Here is an 18,767-nt window from a genome sequence, read left to right as displayed (position 1 = left end):
CCTTGGCAGAATATGAGCCAGTATTTGATTGTCGCTATAAACATGTGAAACCAACGGGAAATAAATCGTGTCAGAAAATCAAGGTGACAAAAAGCTGCAGCGCGGGCTTGAGGCACGACATATCGAACTGATTGCCCTGGGCGGGACAATCGGTGTCGGTCTGTTCATGGGCTCGGCCAGCACGCTGAAATGGACGGGGCCTTCGGTATTGCTGGCGTATGCCATTGCCGGGGTCTTTATTTTCTTCATCATGCGTACCATGGGTGAAATGCTGCATACCGAACCGGTAGCCGGTTCGTTTGCCCATTACGCTTATAAATACCTCAGTCCCTACTGGGGCTATCTCACGGCCTGGGCTTACTGGCTGATGTGGATTGCCGTGGGTATTTCCGAGATTACCGCGGCCGGGGTGTATGTGCAGTACTGGTTCCCCACCATGCCGCAGTGGGTGCCGGCCATTGCCTTTGTCGCCATTCTGGCTGCCTCCAACTTGCTGGCGGTGCGCCTGTACGGTGAATTCGAGTTCTGGTTCGGCCTGATCAAGATTTCCACCATCGTGGTGATGATTCTGGTTGGCCTCAAGCTGATCCTGGTGGGCGGTGCCGACATGCCGGCGGTGGGCTTTGCCAACCTTACCGCGCACAGCGGCTTCTTTGCCGGTGGCTGGCAGGGCTTCTTGTTTGCCCTGTGTCTGGTGGTGGCTGCTTATCAGGGTGTGGAACTGGTGGGCATTACCGCCGGTGAAGCCAAGAACCCGCAGGTTACTCTCAAGCGTGCCATCAACAACATCATCTGGCGCATCCTGATTTTCTATGTTGGTGCCATCTTTGTCATCGTTGCCATCTATCCGTGGAACCAGATTGGCAGCACAGGCAGCCCCTTTGTGCTGACCTTTGCCAAGGTGGGCATTGCAGCAGCAGCAGGCGTCATCAACTTCGTGGTGCTGACCGCGGCGCTGTCCGGCTGCAATAGCGGCATCTATAGCTGCGGCCGCATGCTGTATACCCTGGCGCAGAACAAGCAACTGCCGTCCTTCCTGGCCAAGGTGTCCAAGGGTGGCGTGCCGGTCAATGCCATCTGGGTGACCATTGCCTGCATCGCGCTGGGTTCGGCGCTCAACTACATCATTCCGAATCCGGAACGGGTGTTTGTGTATGTATACAGCGCCAGCGTGCTGCCGGGCATGGTGCCTTGGTTTGTGGTGCTGGTGTGTCAGGCCCGCTTCCGTCTGGCGCACAGCGACAAGATGGCCAGCCATCCCTTCAAGTCCATCCTGTTCCCCTTCACCAACTGGCTGACCATTGCCTTCCTGGTGTGCGTGCTGTTTGGCATGCTGGTGAATCCGGATACCCGCGTTTCGCTGTTTGTCGGTACCGGCCTGCTGCTGGCGGTTTCAGTGGTGTACAAGATGTTCAATCTGGGTCGCCATCACCAGCCGGCACTGGCTGCGGTGGAGCGCGACTGATCATGCGACCGGCCTGATGCGGTAGCCGGTACAAGCCACAAGGGTGCCCTGTTTGGGGCACCCTTTTTTGTGCCTGTCCACCAAGTGGCTGGGCTTGGCCAGTTTTATACCGATGAAAAGCAGTTTTTCCCATAAGCATTTTTCTTGATAACAAGATCATTTTTTCTTGCTTATGGATATAACGGGGGCTCTGTTAACGTGCAGTCCATTGCCATGACGCACTGCGGAAAACCCACCCATGACCGTTCTCGCCATTCTCGGCAGCCCCAGTAAAACCTCGCGTACTGCGCGCCTGATTGATCGCAGCCGTGTTGCGCTGGCCGCACTGGATATCGAGCTGCAAACCATCAGCATTCACGACTTTCCGGCCGATGCACTATTGCATGGCCAGTTTTCCCATCCGCAAATCCAGGAATTCCAGCAGCGGGTCAGCGCGGCCAGCGGCCTGATCATTGCCACCCCGGTGTACAAGGCGGCCTATGCAGGCGCACTCAAGGTGCTGCTGGACCTGATTCCCGAAGGCGGACTCGCCGGCAAGCCGGTGTTGCCACTGGTAAGCGGCGGCAGCCCCGGCCATTTGCTGGCGGTGGATTACTCCATCAAGCCGGTACTGGCGGCGCTCAAGGCCAGTGCCATCCATCAGGGCGTGTATGCGGTGGAGTCGCAAATCGGCGCCAATGCCAATGGCGAGGCCGGACTGGCCGAGGAGCTGGAACAGCGCCTGCAAACCGCCGTGCATGAATTTGCCGCCCTGCTGGGGGTGAATGCACCGGCCCCGCATGCGCCACGCTATGCCAATGATTTCATTTCCCGGCTGATCAGCCTGTAAATCCGGACATCATCATGACTGCATCAATCCTGAAAAAAACACTTGGTCTGGCCGTGCTGGCCGGCTGGTCGCTGGCGGCCCAGGCGCTGGACCTGAACGTGGGCTACCAGAAAAGTGCCATCAATCTGGTGTCACTCAAGGCGCAAGGCACGCTGGAGAAGCAGCTGGCCCCGCTGGGTGTGACGGTTAAATGGTATGAATTCCAGGCCGGCCCGCCCATTCTGGAAGCCATGAATGCGGGCAGTGTCAGCATTGGCATGACTGGTGATTCGCCACCGGTATTCGCCCAGGCTGCCGGGGCCAATATCGTGTATATCGGCCAGGAGCCTTCCAAGCCGGAATCTTCCGCCATCCTGCTGCCGGCCGGGTCGCCCATCAAGAAGCTGGCCGACCTCAAAGGCAAGCGCGTGGCCTTTACCAAGGGCTCCAGCGCGCACTACCTGACGGTGGCGGCACTGAAGAAAGCCGGCTTGCAGTACAGCGACATCACCCCGGTTTACCTGACGCCTTCCGAGGCACGTGCCGCCTTCGAGCGTGGCAGCGTGGATGCCTGGAGCATCTGGGACCCGTACTACGCCGCGGCCACCCGCGCCGGTGGTGTGCGGGTGCTGTCCACCGGCAAGGGCCTGAGCGCCAACAACACCTTCTATCTGGCGGCGCGCGACTTTGCCCAGGCCAACCCCAAGGTGATTGCCATCGTGTTCAAGGCGCTGACCGACAACAACAAACAGCTGCGTGGCGATGTGCAGCAAGTGGCCAAAACCCTGTCCGGCTACACCGGGTTGGAGGCGGAAACCTATGCCGCCATGCTCAGCCGTCATCCGGACTACAGCGTCAGCTATGTCAACGCCAAAACCATCCAGCAGCAACAACAGGTGGCCGACACCTTCCATGCGCTGGGCCTGATTCCCAAGGCCATCAAGGTGCAAGACGCGGTGTGGAAGCCCTGAGCCCCGACAAGATCAAGTCAAGAACAAGACAGGAATAATGGACATGCAGATTTTCTGGTTTTTCCCCACTCATGGTGACGGACGTTATCTGGGCAGCCCGGAAGGGGCGCGCACCGTGGACCTGGACTACCTCACCCAGATTGCCCGCGCGGCAGACAGCCTGGGTTTTGATGGCGCGCTGATTCCCACCGGTCGCTCTTGCGAAGACCCGTGGGTCACCGCCGCCACGCTGATTCCGGCCACGCGCAAGCTGAAATTCCTGGTGGCGGTGCGCCCCGGCATCATGTCGCCCACGGTGGCGGCACGCATGGCCTCCAGCTTTGACCGCCTGTCGCAAGGCCGCCTGCTGGTGAATGTGGTGGCTGGGGGCGACCCGGTGGAGCTGGCCGGTGATGGCAGCTGGCTCAGCCACGACGAGCGCTACGAAGCCGCCAGCGAATTCCTGCACATCTGGAAGGGTGTGCTGGCCGGTGACAAGGTGAATCTGGACGGCAAGCACATCAAGGTGAGCGATGCCCAGTTGCTGTATCCGCCGGTGAGCAAACCTTATCCGCCGCTGTATTTCGGAGGATCTTCCGATGCCGCGCATGATCTGGCGGCCGAACATGTGGATGTCTACCTCAGCTGGGGCGAGCCGCCAGCAGAAGTGGCCAAGAAGATTGCCGATGTGCGGGCGCGGGCCGCAAAACTGGGCCGCACGGTGCGCTTTGGCATCCGCCTGCACATCATCGTGCGCGAAACCAATGAAGAAGCCTGGGCCGCGGCCGACCGGCTGATCAGCCGTCTGGATGACGCCACCATTGCCAATGCGCAGAAAACCCTGGCACGTGCCGATTCGGAAGGCCAGCGCCGCATGGCTGCGCTGCATGGCGGCAGCCGTGACAAGCTGGAAATCTCGCCCAATCTGTGGGCGGGCATCGGTCTGGTGCGCGGCGGCGCAGGCACGGCGCTGGTGGGCGATGGCCCCACCGTGGCAGCACGCATGCAGGAATACGCCGAGCTGGGTATCGAAACCTTTGTGTTCTCCGGCTACCCGCATCTGGACGAGGCCTACCGTGTGGCCGAGCTGCTGTTCCCGCATCTGCCGGACCGTCTCAAGCCCAGCATCGGCCAGCAACCTGCAGGCGAGGTGATGGCCAACCAGCTGTTGCCCAATGAAATCCGCCAGGCGGCGGCCTCCTGAGGAGCATGCCCATGTCACGTACACATGCATTGGCACAAGGCCTGTGGCAGCGTTTGCTGCCCTGGCTGCTGCCCATCCTGTTGCTGCTGTTCTGGCAACTGGCCTCGGTGGCCGGCTGGCTGAACCACCGGGTTCTGCCTGCACCCACCGAAGTGCTGGTGGCCTTCTGGCAATTGCTCAGCAGTGGCGACCTGTTCCGTCATCTGGCGGTCAGTTTTGCCCGGGTGGCCGCCGGTTTTGTCATCGGTGCCGGGCTTGGCCTGTTGCTGGGCCTGCTTACCGGGGTGTCGCGTCTGGGCGAGGCGCTGTTTGATACCACCTTGCAGATGCTGCGCAATATCCCGCCGCTGGCCATCCTGCCGCTGGTGATCCTGTGGTTCGGCATCGACGAATCAGCCAAGGTGTTTCTGGTGGCCTTCGGGGTGTTGTTCCCGGTCTACCTGAACACCTACCACGGCATTCGCTCGCTGGACCCGCAGTTGCTGGAAATGGCACGCAGCTATGGGCTGAGCGGTAATGCCCTGTTCCGTCAGGTGGTGTTGCCCGGTGCCTTGCCGTCCATCCTGGTGGGCATCCGCTACGCGCTGGGCATTGCCTGGATCATCCTGATCGTGGCGGAAACCCTGTCGGCCACCAGCGGTATTGGCTACCTGGCCGCCAATGCGCGCGAATTCCTGCAAACCGACATCGTGGTGCTGTCCATCCTGCTGTATGCCGCGCTGGGCAAGGTGGTGGATGTGGCCGCCCGGACGCTGGAAAAACGCTGGCTGCGCTGGCATCCGTCCTACTTCAAGGCCGCCTGAGGAGAACATGATGAAACTGGATGATCTCAACAGCGCCCGCCCCATCCATCTGCAGGATCTGAGCCGGGGTTTTGGCGATCGCGTGGTGCTGGATCAACTCAATCTGCTGATTCCACAAGGCCAGTTCCTGGCCATTGTCGGCCGCTCCGGCTGCGGCAAGAGCACCTTGCTGCGTTTGCTGGCCGGGCTGGATCAGGCCGATGGCGGCCTGTTGCAACAGCCGGCAGGGCAAAGCGTGCGGGTGATGTTTCAGGAAGCCCGCCTACTGCCGTGGAAAAGCGTGCTGGACAATGTGGCGCTGGGTTTGCCGGCCAGCCGTCGTGGTGAAGCCGAACAGGCCTTGGCCGAAGTAGGGCTGGCTGACCGGGCGCAGGAATGGCCGGCCCGGCTGTCCGGCGGTCAGCGCCAGCGGGTGGCCCTGGCGCGGGCACTGGTGCATCAGCCCTCGCTGCTGTTGCTGGACGAACCGCTGGGCGCGCTGGATGCACTCACCCGGCTGGAAATGCAGAGCCTGATCGAGCGCTTGTGGCAGCAGCATGGCTGCACCACGGTGCTGGTGACGCACGATGTCAGCGAGGCGGTGACGCTGGCCGACCGCGTGGTTTTGCTGGAAGCGGGCCGGGTGGCGCTGGATTTGCCGGTGGAGCTGCCACGCAGCCGCAACCCGGCCGATAGCCGCTTTGTGGCACTGGAACAGCACATCCTGCAACGCGTGCTGCAAGGGCCTTCGTTCAATGCACCCTTAATCAATGAAATACCGCTCGCGTCGCTGCATTTTTCGCAGCTGCACTGGGCCTTGTAAACCCATCACCAAGGAAAAATCATGAGCATTCAATCCATTAACGTGCGTAATCAGTTCAAGGGCGTGATCAAGGAAATCATCGAAGGGCCGGTGTTGTCCGAAGTGGATGTGGAAACCGCCTCCGGCATTGTCACCTCGGTGATCACCACCCGTTCGGTGCGCGAATTGCAACTGAAAGTGGGCTCGCCGGTGGTGGCCTTCGTCAAATCCACTGAAGTATCCATCGCCACGCTGGCTTGAGCGCCGCTGACGACTGCCGCTTGCAGGTCGCGCGGGTGCGGCTGGCAAGCGGCGGTGGAGGGGTGCAGTCTTCTGTATCCAATATTCTCCAAAACGATATACAACAAAATTTTTATTATTTTTGGTTTGCAGCAACTATCGCTAGACTTGCCACTCCTGACGGGTTATCCCCCGTCGCTCACCCGCTTTCTGCCTGATCAGGGCAGGGGATAGAACGCAGACGGTATGATAGAAGTACGCAATCTCAGCAAGCATTTCAGCCATGAAGGCCGCCGCATCGCCGCGCTGGACGATGTCAGCCTGCAAGTGGCCGCCGGTGAAATCTACGGCATCATCGGCCGCTCGGGGGCCGGTAAAAGTACCCTGATTCGTTGTCTCAATCTGTTGGAACGCCCGGATAGCGGCACCGTTACCCTGGGCGAGCAGGAACTCACCGCGCTGCCGGAAGCTGCGCTGCAACAACGTCGCCAGCGCATCGGCATGGTGTTCCAGCATTTCAATCTGCTGCGTTCGCGCACCGTGGGCGGCAATGTGCGCTTCCCGCTGGAGCTGGCAGGTACCCTGAGCCCGGTACAAATGGATGCCCGCGTGGATGAGCTGCTGCAACTGGTGGGCCTGGCCGATCACAAGGACAAACGTCCGTCGCAATTGTCCGGCGGGCAAAAGCAGCGCGTGGGCATTGCCCGTGCACTGGCCAATCACCCGGACCTGCTGCTGTGTGACGAAGCTACTTCGGCGCTGGACCCGGAAACCACCGATTCCATTCTGGCCCTGCTGGCCGACATCAACCGCCAGCTCAATCTCACCATCGTGCTGATTACCCACGACATGCGCGTGATTCGCCAATTGTGCGATCACGTATCGGTGATGGATCACGGCAAGGTGGTGGAAAAGGGCAATGTGCTGGACGTGTTTCTGCAGCCGCAGCATGCCGTCACCCGCAGCCTGCTGGCCGAAACCGGTTTTGGTCAGGGCGAGCGGGTGGAAGCCTGGCGCGCGCGCATCGGCGTGCCGCTGCTCAAGCTCACCTTTGTTGGCGAGCCCACGCTCAGCCCGGTGCTGGACAAGGTGGGCCGCGAAACCGGCCTGCGCGTCAACCTGCTGAGCGGCACCCTGAGCGAAATCCGTGACACGCCTTGCGGCCAGCTGCTGGTGGGCGTGGTGGCATCTGATGTGGAACTGCCGGCCTTGCCGGAGATTTTTGCCCGTGAGGGTGTACGTTGCGAGGTGCTGGCATGAGCGGATTCGACCCAAGCCTGTTGTTGACGGTGGACTGGCCGGAAATCGGCGGTGCCACCCTGGATACCCTGACCATGCTGGGCGTGTCCCTGCTGTTTACCATCGTGTTCGGCCTGCCGCTGGGCGTGCTGCTGTACATCAGCGCACCGGGCCAGCTGCGTGCCCGCCCACGCCTGTATGCGGTGCTGTCTTTCATGGTGAACGTGCTGCGCTCGCTGCCGTTTGTGATTTTGCTGATCGTGCTGATTCCGCTCACCCTGTTGCTGGTGGGTACCTCCATCGGCGTGGCCGGTGCCATCGTGCCGCTGGTGGTGGGGGCGATTCCCTTCTTTGGCCGCCTGGTGGAAAACGTGCTGCGCGAAATCGACCGCGGCGTGATTGAAGCCAGCCAGTCCATGGGGGCCAAACTGCCGCAGATCGTGTTCAAGGTACTGCTGCCCGAGGCCATGCCCGGTCTGATCGGCGCGGCTACCGTTACCGCCGTGGCGCTGGTGGGTTACACCGCCATGTCCGGGGTGATCGGCGGCGGCGGTCTGGGTGATCTGGCCATCCGCTACGGCTATCAGCGCTTCCAGACCGAGGTGATGATCGTCACCGTGGCCCTGCTGCTGGTGTTGGTACAAGCCCTGCAAACCGCGGGCGACGCCCTGGTGCGCCGCTGTCGCTTCGGCTGAGTCAGCCGCCAGCACATTACTGCATTCCCTTTGTTGTGAATCCCTGTACAGCCGGACTTGACCGGCTGTATGGAGCCCCTTTGCCCATTGATCTGGAGAAAAAAACGATGAAACGCGTTTCCAAGCTGTTTGCTGCCCTGAGCCTGAGCGTGGCCGCCCTGGCCGTCCACGCCGAAAATGTAAAGCTGACCGTGGCTGCCTCGCCGGTGCCGCATGCTGAAATCCTGGAAGCCCTGAAGCCCACCCTGGCCAAGCAAGGTGTGGACCTGCAAGTAAAGGTGTTCAACGACTACGTGCTGCCTAACACCCAGGTAGAAGAAAAGCAGCTGGATGCCAACTTCTTCCAGCACATTCCGTATCTGGACAAGTTCAACAAGGACCGTGGCACCCACCTGGTGGTGGCTTCCAAGCCGGTACACATCGAGCCGTTTGCCGCTTACTCCAGCAAGTACAAGAAAGTGGCCGACCTGCCGCAAGGCGCTACCGTGGCCATCCCGAATGACCCGACCAATGCCGGCCGCGCACTGCTGCTGCTGGATCAGGGCGGTGTGATCAAGCTGAAGGATCGCAAGAACATCTACCCGACCACCAAGGACATCGTGTCCAACCCCAAGAACATCAAGATCAAGGAACTGGAAGCCGCCACCCTGCCGCGCGTGCTGAACCAGGTGGATGTTGCGCTGATCAACGCCAACTACGCGCTGGAAGCCAAGCTGAACCCGAAGCGTGATGCGCTGTTTACCGAAACCACCTCGCCGTATGCCAACCTGCTGGTAGCCCGTGCCGACAACAAGAACAGCGCCGCCATCAAGAAACTGGCTGCTGCGCTGAACAGCCCGGAAGCCAAGAAGTTCATCGAAACCAAGTACCAGGGCGCGGTGATTCCGGCGTTCTGATCCGGACTTGATACGCACTGCTGACTGAAAACGGGATGGCAAACGCCATCCCGTTTTGTATTTGCACGGCTTTCTATTACGCTTTCTGATGCTTTTTTAAGTACACACAAGCTGTTGATAAGCATATTCATTTTGCTATGCCAGAAAATTCCATAAGAACGGCATGGTTATCTATTTTCTTCATAATCACTGCAGTTTTTCTTGCTTAGTCGGCGGCGCACTGCCGCGTATATTGGTCTGCAAGCCAGATGGCATCAGCCAGGGAGACCAATATGACGCAACTGCAGACCAATACCACCTCCAGCACCACCCCGAATACCAACCAGGCCGGACCTAGCGGCCATCACCTCAGTGCCACCGACGCAGTCAGTGCCAGCGAAGAGCTGCTGGAAATTGCCCGCCTGCGTGCCGCAGACAGCGGCCTTGCCTATACCGGCGCGCTCTACCCGCTGGAAGCCTGGTCGCTGGTGGAAGCCGGTGTCGCCACGCTGGTGGATGTGCGTACTGCCGAAGAGCGCAAATTCGTCGGCCAGGTGCCTGGCTCGCTGCATGTGGCCTGGCAGACCGGCACGGCGCTGATCAAGAATCCGCGCTTCCTGCGCGAGCTGGAAAACAAGACCGGTGGCAAGGACAGCATCGTGGTGCTGCTGTGCCGCAGTGGCAAGCGTTCCGCTGCCGCGGCCGAGGCAGCCGCCAAGGCCGGCTTTACCCAGGTGTACAACGTGCTGGAAGGGTTTGAAGGCGATCTGGACAGCCAGAACCAGCGCGGCGATGTGGGCGGCTGGCGCTACTGGAAGCTGCCTTGGCAGCAGGACTGAAACCCGGCTCAGGCCCGAGTGACGATAGAGCGAGTGCAGCGATGAATGATCTGGTCCGCCCCTTTGGTCCTGCCCAGCCGGTGGTACACGACTGGCATCTGGACAGCGTAGTCAGCGCCCTGCATGCGGCGCGTGCCGACTGGCGGCAAAGCCAGGGCCGTTTGCGGGATTTTTCCACTCGCGAGTTTCCGTCCCGTACCGCCTTGCGTGACATCGTGGCGGCTCTGGCTGCGGCGCTGTTTCCGATGCGGCTGGGTCCGCCAGGGCTGCGTGACAGCAGCGAGGACTTTTTCGTCGGCCACAGCCTGGCCGTGGCGCTGGATGCGCTGGCAGCACAAGTGGTGCTGGAGCTGCGCTACAGCGCCCGCTTGAACGGTTTGTCGGCAGATGACATCGAAGCACAGTCGGTTGCGCATTCGGTAAGCATCATCCAGCAGTTTGCCGCCGCCTTGCCCGATCAGCGCCGCCTGCTGGATGCCGACATCACCGCCGCCTGGCAAGGCGACCCGGCAGCGCGCAGTGTGGATGAAGTACTGCTGTGCTATCCCGGCATCAACGCCATCCTGCATCACCGCCTGGCGCACTTGCTGTATCGCGCCGGACTGCCGCTGGTGGCGCGCATCATCGCCGAAATCGCCCATGGTGAAACCGGTATCGACATTCACCCCGGCGCGCAGATCGGTGCCGGCTTCTTCATCGATCACGGCACCGGCGTGGTGATAGGCGAAACCGCCGTCATCGGTGAGCGGGTGCGGCTGTATCAGGCCGTCACCCTGGGGGCCAAACGCTTCGAACAGGGCGAGGATGGCAGCCTGCTCAAGGGCCAGCCGCGCCATCCCATCGTGGAAGACGATGTGGTGATTTATGCCGGGGCCACCGTGCTGGGGCGCATCACCATCGGGCGTGGTTCCAGCATTGGCGGCAATGTCTGGCTCACCCGCAGCGTGCCGCCGGGCAGTCAGATTAGCCAGGCCAGCCTGCAAGCCGCCTCACCTTAACCGCACCACTACCAATCACTGATTGACCACCTGATCCCGCTGCATGGGCAGCGGGCAGGGCGGAGCTTTGCCTGCAGGCCGCCGGCAAGGGGGCTGTGTTGCCTGCAGTTTTGTTTCTTCCACCATCCCTTATGGAGCAGACATGTCTCAACATCAGGACGTCAAACAGGCACTGGGCGACAACGCAGCGCGCCAGCTAGCCAATGCCACCAAAACCGTACCGCAGTTGTCCACCATCAGCCCGCGCTGGCTGGTGCACCTGCTGCAATGGTCGCCGGTAGAAGCGGGCATTTTCCGTCTGAACCGGGTGAAAAATGCGGCCGGCGTGCAGGTGGCCTGCTCGCAGCGCGATGAATCCGAACTGCCGCAAACCTTTGTCGATTACGAAGAACAGCCGCGCGAACTGTTCCTCAATGCGGTCACTACCGTGCTGGACGTGCACACCCGTGTGTCCGACCTGTACAGCAGCCCGCATGACCAGATCAAGGAACAGCTGCGCCTGACCATTGAAACCATCAAGGAGCGTCAGGAATCCGAGCTGATCAACAACCCGGAATACGGCTTGCTGGCCAATGTGGACGAAACCCAGCGCATCTCCACCCTGACCGGCGCACCGACCCCGGACGATCTGGACGAGCTGCTGACCAAGGTATGGAAAGAGCCGGGCTTCTTCCTGGCTCACCCGCTGGCCATTGCCGCCTTCGGTCGTGAATGCACCCGCCGTGGCGTGCCGCCGCCGACCGTGAGCCTGTTCGGTTCGCAGTTCATCACCTGGCGCGGTGTTCCCATCATCCCGTCGGACAAGCTGCCTATCGACGAAGACGGCAAGACCAAGATCCTGCTGCTGCGCGTGGGTGAAAAGCGTCAGGGCGTGATCGGCCTGTACCAGCCGGGTGTGGCGGGCGAACAGAGCCCGGGCCTGTCGGTGCGCTTCATGGGCATCAACCGCAACGCTATCGCGTCCTACCTGATTTCGCTGTATTGCTCGCTGGCCGTGCTGACCGAAGATGCGCTGGCCGTGCTCGAAGACGTGGAGATTGGCAAGTACCATGACTACCCAGATACCTACAAGTAAGCCTTCCGGCCTGCCAGACGGCCTGCCTGATGTCGCCCAGCTGGCGAATCTGGCCAATGCCTTCTTCAGCGCCTTGCCGGGGCAGCTGCCGGGCAGTGCGCCAGCGGCGTCCAATGGGCTGAATCTGGATGTGGCCGGTCCGCAGCTGTCGCCACAACCGGCCGCTGCCGCCGCGCACACACCGGAACCGGCGGCGCTGGATGGCTTTGGCCGTGGTGGCCCGCATGCCTATGCCGTGCCGGAGGGCTATGGTGCGGCCATTCCGCAACTGGCCGCCGCCCAGCCTTCCGCCCCGTCCGCTGCCGGTGCCGCCGTGCCGTCCTCGCCGTATTACTTTATCGGCGAATCCTCGGCTTACCCGGCATCGTCCAGCAGTTTGCCGGTGGATGACCGGGTAACGGCACAGCCCTTCGGCCTGCCGGGGGCGGATGAGCTGCGCGCCCTGCTGGCCGGTGACAGTCGACAGCCGGTGCTGGCAACACCCGCACAGGGCAATAGCCATGGCTATTACTTTGTCGAGGAGTGGCCGCAGCATGGCAAGGCACCGGATTTCGACCGCAAGGTGGCCAGTCGTGGCCATGGCTTTGATGTAAACGCCGTGCGACGTGACTTCCCCATTCTGGCCGAACGGGTGAATGGCAAGCCGCTGATCTGGCTGGACAACGCCGCCACCACGCACAAGCCGCAAGCGGTGATCGACCGGCTGGCCTATTTCTACCAGCACGAAAACTCCAACATCCACCGTGCCGCGCATGAGCTGGCGGCGCGGGCGACGGATGCCTACGAAGCGGCCCGTAACAAGGTGGCCCGTTTCATTGGCTCTCCCAGCCCGGATCAGGTGATTTTCGTACGCGGAGCCACCGAGGCCATCAACCTGGTGGCCAATACCTGGGGACGCCAGAATATCGGCGCGGGCGATGAAATCGTGGTGTCGCAGCTGGAACACCACGCCAACATCGTGCCCTGGCAGATGCTGGCAGCAGCCAGCGGAGCCAAAATCCGGGTGATTCCGGTGGATGACAGCGGGCAGATCCTGCTGGACGAATACCGCAAGCTGCTGAACAGCCGCACCAGACTGGTAGCCATCACCCAGGTATCCAATGCCCTGGGTACGGTGACACCGGTACAGGAAATCGTGGCGCTGGCGCATGCCGCCGGGGCGCGGGTGCTGGTGGATGGCGCGCAGTCGGTTTCGCACATGCGGGTGAACGTACAGGCGCTGGATGCTGACTTCTTTGTGTTCTCCGGGCACAAGGTGTTTGCACCCACCGGCATTGGCGTGGTGTACGGCAAGAAGGAGTTGCTGGACAGCATGCCGCCGTGGCAAGGGGGTGGCAACATGATTGCCGATGTCACCTTCGAGAAAACGCTGTATCAGCCGGCACCCAACAAGTTCGAGGCGGGCACGGGCAATATCGCGGACGCGGTGGGCCTTGGCGCAGCCATCGACTATGTCGAGCGTATCGGGCTGGAAGCCATTGCCCATTACGAGCACGACCTGCTGGTGTATGCCACCCACGGCCTGCAATCGGTACCGGGTTTGCGCCTGGTCGGCACGGCAGCCAACAAGGCCAGCGTGCTGTCCTTTGTGCTGCCGGGCTATCGCACCGAGGAAGTGGGCAAGGCGCTGAATCAGGAAGGCATTGCGGTGCGCTCCGGCCACCACTGCGCCCAACCGATTCTGCGGCGCTTCGGGCTGGAAGCCACGGTGCGGCCTTCGCTGGCGTTCTATAACACCTGCGAGGAAGTCGATACCCTGGTAGCGGTATTACAGCGGCTGGCACGGCGGGGTTGAGGGTGATGTAGCAAACAGCAAGGGCCAATGCCATGCATTGGCCCTTGCTGCTTTACAGTCCGGCACGCGGTGCGCTCAGGATCAGACGTAGCCCCAGCAGGCCGATGGCACACGCAGCCAGGCGGTCGATGTGCTGTTTGGCGCTCAGGTAGATGGCCTGTGGCCTGCTGCTGGAAAAGCCGAAGGCCACCAGCGCATACCAGCCAGCCTCCACCAGCAGCACGGCAGGCGGCAGGGCTAGGCTGCACCACAATGCCGGCTGCCTGGGCAGCAGGGCAGCAAAAATGCTGCCATAGACAATTGCGGTCTTGGGGTTGCTCAACTGGGTGGACAGCCCCAGCCAGAAGGCGCGCAGTAGCGGGTCATGCTGTTTGTCATGTGTGGCAGCCAATGTCAGGGGTGTTGTTGCGCCTTGCCAGATACGCAGGGCCAGCCACAGCAGATACACCCCGCCCGCCAGTTTCAGCAAACCATACAGCCAGCCCACGGCGGCCAGCAGGGAGTACAGACCCAGCAAGGCCAGCAGACTGAAAACAGCACCGCCTACACCCATGCCCAGTGCAGTAGCCAGGCCGTGACGACGCGACTGGCTGATGGCGGTGCGGGCCACCACCACAAAGCTGGGGCCGGGGCTGATGGCACCCAGCAAAATGGCGAGCACAATGGCAATGAAAGCGGCTGAAGAACTCATGAATGGCTCTCTGGGCTAAGGGTGAGGGAGGTGGCTGGCGCTGCTGTCTGCTTGCCCGGTCTTTGCGGGCGGCCATTGGCAGCATAACATCATGCGCTTGCCCTTCATGAAAGTGTTGTCATGCCATCCATCCGTCTGATGCAACTGGACGATTACCCCACCGTGCTTACCCTGATGCAGCAAACCCCTGGTATTTCCATCCGCGATGCTGATTCTGAAGAAGCTACCGCGCGTTATCTGGCGCGCAACCCCGGTCTGAGTTTTGTTGCCGAGTGCGATGGCCAGATCGTGGGCTGTGTGATGTCCGGCCATGATGGCCGCCGTGGCTATCTGCAGCATTTGCTGGTGCTGCCGGCCTATCGGCGTCAGGGGTTGGCGCGACGTCTGGTGGATGCCTGCATTGCCGAACTGGCGCGCCAAGGCATCGCCAAGACCCATCTTGATGTATTTCGCAGCAATACCGCCGCGCTCAGCTTCTGGGACCGGCAAGGCTGGCAGCGGCGCGAGGATATCTGCCGCTATTCTTATATTTCCAGCGGCAACAGCCAGGCCTGAACCGGGAGTCGTTAGCACCTCACTGGCGGCAGAGGCCCGCTTGCGCTTACAATGCGGCCCTTTTTTCTCGTCCGGGGGCTGTCATGGAAATGATTTACGCTGTGCAACGCTACGCCGCCACGCGGCCATGGGCCAGACGTGTCGGGCAGCTTTACAGTCAGGCGGTGCAAGCCGAAGCCGTACAACAGGAAGGCATGGCGCTGGTGGTGCGCGAACTGGAACGCGCCGCCCAGGTGTATCCGGCAGCCAGCGCACGTATGACCATCGAACAGCGGCTGGCCGATGCCTATGGACAGTTTTGCCGCCATGGCCGGGTGATGGCACATCTGGAAAATGGCCTGATGCAGGCGCTGCAGCATACCCGCCTGCCCGCCAATATGCCGGAGCGGCTCACGCTGCCTGCCGATGCCTTCTATCTGCATGCGGGTGAGCAGGGCGGGGCCTTTGTCATGCATCTGCCTGCCAGCAATGCAGTCGCCCTATTGTTGGTAAGCGCTGATTTCTCGGCAAGTGGCAGCGACTGGCTGGCGGATACCGAACAAAGCCTGGCCTTGCTGGTGAATTACCCCGGTGAACTGGCTGCGCCGATGGCCACGGTGGTGCCTGAATGGCATGCGTTGTTGAGCACGGTGTTGGGTGGACTAGCCGTCATGACCCAGCCCAAGCTGGAAATGGTGCGTGGCTGGGAAGAGGCCGCCCCGGCGGATGTGGTAGCGCTGGCCAGCCACCCCGGTTGCGTGAAGTCCCGCAAGAAAGGGCGCAGCCAGCTGCTGCAGGCAGGTTACCAGGAGGTAAGCTATTGCCGGATGAATGGGGTGGCTGCAAGCACGGCTGGCTATGCCAATCAGGGTTACTGGCGACGCCAGGCAGTGAGCGATGCGCAGGGCGGCTCCCGCCTGGTGTGGGTGATGCCGCGCTGATCAGCGCTGTGCCAGCTGGGTGCGCAGGATCTGACGCACCGCCGAGGTTTCAAAGGGCTTGCCCATGATGGCGGACACGCCGGCAGCCTCGGCAGCTGCCAGTTTTTCCATGTTTTCCTCACTGGAAATCATGATGATGGGAACCGAGCACTGCATGCTGCGGGTGCGGATGTAGCTGGCCAGCTCGCAGCCATCCATCAGCGGCATGTTGTAGTCGGTCAGCACCAGGTCAAACAGCGTGCTGTCGATCAGTGGTACGGCATCCTTGCCACTCCAGGATTCGGTAATTTTCTCGAAGCCCAGTCTTTCCAGTACGGTGCGGATGTGGCGGCGTGCCATCACGCTGTCGTCCACTACCAGGATGTTGAGGTCGGCATAGTCGATATCGCTGTCGGTATCGTTCTGGTTGACGGCCAGGAAATCCATGGTGTCGTTGATGACCTTGCGCAACTGGGGCAGGTCGAAGGGTTTGGGCAAAATGCCCATCAGTCCGGCCTGACGCATGGGGTCAATCAGCTCCGGGTTGGTTTCGCTGGAAATCAGGATGAAGGGCAGGTCGCGCAATTCCGGGTGGCCGCGCATCTGGAAAATCAATTCTCCGGCAGTCATGTCCGGCAGGTGAAAGGCACTCATCACCACGTCCGGCTTGTATTTGCCGATGTATTCCAGCAGTGCTTCCCCGGTTTCGAATACTTCCATGCGCGTGATGCCAAGTTCTGCCAGCGCATTGCGGATGATCTGCGCTTGAACCGACGAGCTTTCTGCCAGCGCGACAATCAGATGTTGGGTAGACAGCATGCGTGTATCCGTTTTCTGTTGTAAGGCTACATTCCACTATAGGCTGATTGGCTGTGCTGTCAGCATGGCCAATGAAAAAACCCTGCCGCAGGCGACAGGGTTTTTGGCTTATTGCTCCTGATGGTAGCGGGTAATGCGTTCTACCTCTTCCTTGGAACCCAGGAACACCGCAATGCGTTCATGCAGGCCTTGCGGCTGGATGTCCATGATGCGCTGGTGGCCGTTGGTGGCTGCGCCGCCAGCCTGTTCAATGATGAAGGCCATCGGATTGCCTTCGTACATGATGCGCAGCTTGCCGGCTTTGTCCGGATCACGGGCATCTTTCGGATACATGAAGATGCCGCCGCGGGTGATGATGCGATGCACTTCGGCCACCATGGAGGCCACCCAGCGCATATTGTAGTCCTTGCCCAGCGGACCGGTCTTGCCGGCCAGCATTTCGTCGACATAGCGTTTTACCGGGGCTTCCCAGTGACGCATATTGGACATGTTGATGGCAAATTCCTGTGTGGTTTCCGGAACCTGCATGTCGGAGTGCGTCAGCACGAAGGAGCCGTGCTCGCGGTCCAGCGTAAAGCCGTGCACGCCGCTGCCAAAGGTCAGCACCAGCATGGTTTGCGGGCCATAAACGGTGTAGCCGGCGGCAACCTGCTTGGTACCCGGCTGCAGGAAGGCTTCCTGGGTGGGGTGATCAATGCCTGCCGGGCAGCGCAGAATGGAGAAGATGGTGCCTACCGAGATATTGACGTCAATATTGGACGAGCCGTCCAGCGGATCGAACATCAGCAGGTATTCGCCCTTCGGGTATTCGCCCGGAATGTGGTAGGGCAGTTCCATTTCTTCCGATGCCATGGCGGCCAGGCTGCCACCCCATTCGTTGGCATCCAGCAGGAAGTCGTTGGCGATCACATCCAGCTTCTTTTGTGCCTCGCCCTGGATATTGCCGGTACCGGCTTCGCCCAGAATGCCGGCCAGTGCACCCTTGTTGACGGAGTAGCTGATGGCCTTGCAGGCGCGGCCAACGGTTTCGATCAGCAGGCGCAGTTCGGGCGGCAGGGTGCCGGCCTTGCGCTGTTGTTCGATCAGAAAGCGGGAAAGGGTGATGCGGCTCATGTCATTCCTTGCGTGCGGTGGATGTGCAAAACGTATCTGGTTCTGGCACAGCGAATCTAATGTCAGGCGGTCATTATAACGAATATGCCTGCATCGTCATGCGCTAACAGCTATCAATAAACGGTGATTCCAGCGAGAGCCTTGTAATGCGGATATTTCTGGCGCTGATTCTGATGTCATGGTTGCCCGGTGCCATGGCGCTGAGCATTTATACCGAAGAATGGCCCCCCATTACCTTTCAGCGTAACGGCATGGCCGATGGCATGGCAGTGGAGGTGGTAAGGGAAATCCAGGCCAGAATTCATGACAACAGCCCCGTGGAGGTGGTGCCGTGGGCGCGTGGCTATCGCGAGCTGGAAAGCACGCCCAACGTCATGCTGTTTACCGTAGGGCGCAGTGATGCGCGTGAAAAGCTGATGACGCTGGTAGGGCCGGTTGCGGTATCGCAAACCGTGCTGCTGTGTCGCAAGGGCGAGTCAGCTGGGCTGCTGGCGCTGGGGAGTGCCATTTACAACAGGCCGGTGGGGGCGTATCGGGGCAGCATCTTTGCTGACGCCGCGGTGGCGGCCGGTTTTACCGAGCTTGATCTGGCACCTACCCCGCAGATCAGCGCACAGAAATTGCTGGGCGGACGCTATGACTTGTGGGTGGAAGGCAGCTTTGTCGTAGCCGCCGTGCTCAAGGATATCCGGCAGTCAGCCGATGCAGTGGAGGTGGTGAGGGTGCTGGAGTCGCTGGAGTTGTACCTGGCGTTTTCGCGGGGCACGTCGGGCAGGGTCATCCGCCGCTGGTATGACGGGTTGGCGGCGATCAAGAAAGATGGCACTTTTCGGCGTATCTACAACAAATGGCTGCCGCACGAGAGTGTGCCAATGGAGGTGAGAGAACTCGGGCTGCCGCCTTCACCCTGAGGAGCGGCAGCC

20 protein-coding genes and 1 pseudogene are annotated in these 18,767 nt (G+C 61.0%); 18 read left to right on the top strand and 3 right to left on the bottom strand.

Going from position 1 to position 18,767, the window contains the following annotated elements:
* Positions 1-67: 67 nt before the first annotated feature.
* From QVF59_RS00700 to QVF59_RS00635, 15 genes and pseudogenes are all read left to right on the top strand, one after another.
* A complete protein-coding gene (locus tag QVF59_RS00700) occupies positions 68-1,465 on the top strand; it encodes an amino acid permease (RefSeq protein WP_159877264.1) in 1,398 nt (465 codons plus the stop codon).
* A 238-nt stretch (positions 1,466-1,703) separates the two neighbouring features.
* Complete coding sequence (gene ssuE / locus QVF59_RS00695; RefSeq protein WP_287876756.1) at positions 1,704-2,294, top strand: NADPH-dependent FMN reductase; 591 nt, start codon at positions 1,704-1,706, stop codon at positions 2,292-2,294.
* Between the two features lie 14 nt (positions 2,295-2,308).
* Complete coding sequence (locus QVF59_RS00690; protein WP_287876755.1) at positions 2,309-3,244, top strand: sulfonate ABC transporter substrate-binding protein; 936 nt, start codon at positions 2,309-2,311, stop codon at positions 3,242-3,244.
* A gap of 43 nt (positions 3,245-3,287) precedes the next feature.
* Complete coding sequence (ssuD, locus tag QVF59_RS00685) at positions 3,288-4,427, top strand: FMNH2-dependent alkanesulfonate monooxygenase (protein WP_287876754.1); 1,140 nt, start codon at positions 3,288-3,290, stop codon at positions 4,425-4,427.
* A gap of 11 nt (positions 4,428-4,438) precedes the next feature.
* Positions 4,439-5,230, top strand: a complete 792-nt coding sequence (gene ssuC / locus QVF59_RS00680) for an aliphatic sulfonate ABC transporter permease SsuC (RefSeq protein ID WP_287876752.1) — start codon at positions 4,439-4,441, stop codon at positions 5,228-5,230.
* A gap of 10 nt (positions 5,231-5,240) precedes the next feature.
* Positions 5,241-6,032 carry an ATP-binding cassette domain-containing protein gene (locus tag QVF59_RS00675; protein ID WP_287876751.1) on the top strand — a complete coding sequence of 264 codons (792 nt, stop codon included), beginning with the start codon at positions 5,241-5,243 and terminating at the stop codon, positions 6,030-6,032.
* A 21-nt stretch (positions 6,033-6,053) separates the two neighbouring features.
* Positions 6,054-6,272 carry a TOBE domain-containing protein gene (locus QVF59_RS00670; protein ID WP_045844948.1) on the top strand — a complete coding sequence of 73 codons (219 nt, stop codon included), beginning with the start codon at positions 6,054-6,056 and terminating at the stop codon, positions 6,270-6,272.
* A 225-nt stretch (positions 6,273-6,497) separates the two neighbouring features.
* A pseudogene (locus QVF59_RS00665) lies at positions 6,498-7,229 on the top strand (methionine ABC transporter ATP-binding protein); the annotation flags it as partial.
* A gap of 24 nt (positions 7,230-7,253) precedes the next feature.
* The gene (locus QVF59_RS20895; RefSeq protein ID WP_476726929.1) at positions 7,254-7,511 is read left to right on the top strand and encodes an NIL domain-containing protein; all 258 of its coding nucleotides are present in this window, start codon (positions 7,254-7,256) and stop codon (positions 7,509-7,511) included.
* A complete protein-coding gene (locus QVF59_RS00660; protein ID WP_287876748.1) occupies positions 7,508-8,185 on the top strand; it encodes a methionine ABC transporter permease in 678 nt (225 codons plus the stop codon). The genes QVF59_RS20895 and QVF59_RS00660 overlap by 4 nt, the downstream gene beginning before the upstream one ends.
* A 107-nt stretch (positions 8,186-8,292) precedes the next feature.
* Entirely contained in the window at positions 8,293-9,081 is a 789-nt protein-coding gene (locus QVF59_RS00655; RefSeq protein ID WP_159877253.1) for a MetQ/NlpA family ABC transporter substrate-binding protein, read from the top strand.
* Between the two features lie 272 nt (positions 9,082-9,353).
* Positions 9,354-9,899, top strand: coding sequence for a rhodanese-like domain-containing protein (locus tag QVF59_RS00650; protein WP_287876747.1), 546 nt, complete (start codon positions 9,354-9,356; stop codon positions 9,897-9,899).
* A gap of 41 nt (positions 9,900-9,940) precedes the next feature.
* On the top strand, positions 9,941-10,897 hold the full coding sequence (epsC, locus tag QVF59_RS00645; protein WP_287876746.1) for a serine O-acetyltransferase EpsC: 957 nt from the start codon (positions 9,941-9,943) through the stop codon (positions 10,895-10,897).
* A gap of 142 nt (positions 10,898-11,039) precedes the next feature.
* A complete protein-coding gene (locus QVF59_RS00640; protein ID WP_199101872.1) occupies positions 11,040-11,972 on the top strand; it encodes a family 2A encapsulin nanocompartment shell protein in 933 nt (310 codons plus the stop codon).
* Entirely contained in the window at positions 11,947-13,767 is a 1,821-nt protein-coding gene (locus QVF59_RS00635) for a family 2A encapsulin nanocompartment cargo protein cysteine desulfurase (protein ID WP_287876745.1), read from the top strand. Before QVF59_RS00640 ends, QVF59_RS00635 begins: the two co-directional genes overlap by 26 nt.
* Before the next feature lie 52 nt (positions 13,768-13,819).
* On the opposite strand, the gene QVF59_RS00630 is transcribed toward QVF59_RS00635, so the two are convergent.
* Positions 13,820-14,458: a LysE family translocator gene (locus QVF59_RS00630; RefSeq protein ID WP_159877244.1), complete on the bottom strand. Its 639-nt coding sequence runs from the start codon at positions 14,456-14,458 to the stop codon at positions 13,820-13,822.
* 120 nt (positions 14,459-14,578) lie between these two features.
* Between QVF59_RS00630 and QVF59_RS00625 the strand changes: the two genes are divergently transcribed.
* Both QVF59_RS00625 and QVF59_RS00620 read left to right on the top strand, forming a co-directional pair.
* Complete coding sequence (locus QVF59_RS00625; RefSeq protein ID WP_159877242.1) at positions 14,579-15,013, top strand: GNAT family N-acetyltransferase; 435 nt, start codon at positions 14,579-14,581, stop codon at positions 15,011-15,013.
* An 83-nt stretch (positions 15,014-15,096) separates the two neighbouring features.
* Positions 15,097-15,933, top strand: a complete 837-nt coding sequence (locus QVF59_RS00620) for a hypothetical protein (RefSeq protein WP_287876743.1) — start codon at positions 15,097-15,099, stop codon at positions 15,931-15,933.
* Here QVF59_RS00620 and QVF59_RS00615 read toward each other — a convergent pair whose 3' ends face one another.
* Positions 15,934-16,731, bottom strand: coding sequence for a response regulator (locus QVF59_RS00615; protein ID WP_159877240.1), 798 nt, complete (start codon positions 16,729-16,731; stop codon positions 15,934-15,936).
* 108 nt (positions 16,732-16,839) lie between these two features.
* A complete protein-coding gene (locus tag QVF59_RS00610; RefSeq protein WP_159877238.1) occupies positions 16,840-17,844 on the bottom strand; it encodes a class 1 fructose-bisphosphatase in 1,005 nt (334 codons plus the stop codon).
* Positions 17,845-17,990: 146 nt separating this feature from the next.
* Between QVF59_RS00610 and QVF59_RS00605 the strand changes: the two genes are divergently transcribed.
* Positions 17,991-18,755, top strand: a complete 765-nt coding sequence (locus tag QVF59_RS00605; protein ID WP_159877236.1) for a substrate-binding periplasmic protein — start codon at positions 17,991-17,993, stop codon at positions 18,753-18,755.
* Positions 18,756-18,767: the final 12 nt, after the last annotated feature.

This window comes from Aquitalea sp., assembly GCF_030150775.1.
GTDB lineage: Bacteria > Pseudomonadota > Gammaproteobacteria > Burkholderiales > Chromobacteriaceae > Aquitalea > Aquitalea denitrificans.
Note: the sequence above shows the minus strand (reverse complement) of the source record. Positions and strands in the feature narration are given on the sequence as shown.

Bases quoted from the DNA above. Each gene is read 5' to 3' on its own strand.
- QVF59_RS00650 (WP_287876747.1), top strand. From the start codon at position 9,354: ATGACGCAACTGCAGACCAATACCACCTCCAGCACCACCCCGAATACC.
- ssuC (WP_287876752.1), top strand. From the start codon at position 4,439: ATGTCACGTACACATGCATTGGCACAAGGCCTGTGGCAGCGTTTGCTG.
- QVF59_RS00660 (WP_287876748.1), top strand. From the start codon at position 7,508: ATGAGCGGATTCGACCCAAGCCTGTTGTTGACGGTGGACTGGCCGGAA.
- QVF59_RS00610 (WP_159877238.1), bottom strand. From the start codon at position 17,844: ATGAGCCGCATCACCCTTTCCCGCTTTCTGATCGAACAACAGCGCAAG.
- QVF59_RS00655 (WP_159877253.1), top strand. From the start codon at position 8,293: ATGAAACGCGTTTCCAAGCTGTTTGCTGCCCTGAGCCTGAGCGTGGCC.
- QVF59_RS00625 (WP_159877242.1), top strand. From the start codon at position 14,579: ATGCCATCCATCCGTCTGATGCAACTGGACGATTACCCCACCGTGCTT.
- QVF59_RS00620 (WP_287876743.1), top strand. From the start codon at position 15,097: ATGGAAATGATTTACGCTGTGCAACGCTACGCCGCCACGCGGCCATGG.
- ssuD (WP_287876754.1), top strand. From the start codon at position 3,288: ATGCAGATTTTCTGGTTTTTCCCCACTCATGGTGACGGACGTTATCTG.
- QVF59_RS00690 (WP_287876755.1), top strand. From the start codon at position 2,309: ATGACTGCATCAATCCTGAAAAAAACACTTGGTCTGGCCGTGCTGGCC.
- QVF59_RS00640 (WP_199101872.1), top strand. From the start codon at position 11,040: ATGTCTCAACATCAGGACGTCAAACAGGCACTGGGCGACAACGCAGCG.
- QVF59_RS00675 (WP_287876751.1), top strand. From the start codon at position 5,241: ATGAAACTGGATGATCTCAACAGCGCCCGCCCCATCCATCTGCAGGAT.
- QVF59_RS00670 (WP_045844948.1), top strand. From the start codon at position 6,054: ATGAGCATTCAATCCATTAACGTGCGTAATCAGTTCAAGGGCGTGATC.
- QVF59_RS00635 (WP_287876745.1), top strand. From the start codon at position 11,947: ATGACTACCCAGATACCTACAAGTAAGCCTTCCGGCCTGCCAGACGGC.
- QVF59_RS00615 (WP_159877240.1), bottom strand. From the start codon at position 16,731: ATGCTGTCTACCCAACATCTGATTGTCGCGCTGGCAGAAAGCTCGTCG.
- QVF59_RS00605 (WP_159877236.1), top strand. From the start codon at position 17,991: ATGCGGATATTTCTGGCGCTGATTCTGATGTCATGGTTGCCCGGTGCC.
- epsC (WP_287876746.1), top strand. From the start codon at position 9,941: ATGAATGATCTGGTCCGCCCCTTTGGTCCTGCCCAGCCGGTGGTACAC.
- ssuE (WP_287876756.1), top strand. From the start codon at position 1,704: ATGACCGTTCTCGCCATTCTCGGCAGCCCCAGTAAAACCTCGCGTACT.
- QVF59_RS00630 (WP_159877244.1), bottom strand. From the start codon at position 14,458: ATGAGTTCTTCAGCCGCTTTCATTGCCATTGTGCTCGCCATTTTGCTG.